The sequence below is a fragment of the Micrococcus sp. R8502A1 genome, assembly GCF_006704135.1.
In the GTDB taxonomy this organism is placed as follows: Bacteria; Actinomycetota; Actinomycetes; order Actinomycetales; family Micrococcaceae; genus Micrococcus; species Micrococcus luteus.
This window is the reverse complement of the sequence record NZ_VIGS01000113.1, coordinates 1-637: the sequence shown is the minus strand read 5'-3', so window position 1 is coordinate 637 and position 637 is coordinate 1. Positions and strand designations below refer to the sequence as shown.

Genomic DNA, 637 nt, shown 5'->3' with positions numbered 1-637 from the left:
CCCGATTGAGCTACGTGAGTAGCAGTAGTGTCACTTCTCTGCCGTACCTGTCTTCCATTTTATGTTGTTTTTTTTTTTAAGGCAGAAGGCGGCAAACGTGAGGTAGCCCCGTCTCGTGGGCTGGGCGATGGGTATAAGGGCCGGGTGGGGCATCGACACAGGCTAGCCTCAGCCCCTGCCCGCCACACCCGGTGACCGGCCCGTCCAGACGGCGGCCGCGCACGCCGCGATCACCAGCAGCATCCCCGCCAGGTCCAGCGGGGTGAGCTCCTGCCCGCGCACGGCCCACGCGGTCAACGCCGCCGCGATCGGCGACAGGCACGTCAGCAGGGAGAACAGCGCGGTCGGCATGCGGCGCAGCACCTGCAGGTCGATCCCGTACGGCACCGCCGTGGACAGCAGCGCCACGGCCAGCCCCACGCCCAGCACCACGGGAGAGAGCAGGGCCGCCCCCGCCGTCGCGACGCCGACCGGCAGCGCCACGAGGGACCCGGCCGCCGTCGCCAGGGCCAGCCCCTGCACCCCCGGCAGATGGGTCCCCGCGATGTCTCTTATACCAATCTCACCCTGCCGACGATCGCCTACGTGTAGAGCATGGGGGGGTCCTGATACCTACACAAAAAAAAAGTGACACCAG

At 67.2% G+C, this 637-nt stretch carries 1 protein-coding gene; it reads right to left on the bottom strand.

The window, feature by feature from the left end; all coding sequences use genetic code 11:
* Window positions 1-168 precede the first annotated feature (168 nt).
* Window positions 169-522 carry an EamA family transporter gene (locus FLM69_RS11280; protein WP_370510509.1) on the bottom strand — a complete coding sequence of 118 codons (354 nt, stop codon included), beginning with the start codon at window positions 520-522 and terminating at the stop codon, window positions 169-171.
* Between the last annotated feature and the right edge of the window lie 115 nt (window positions 523-637).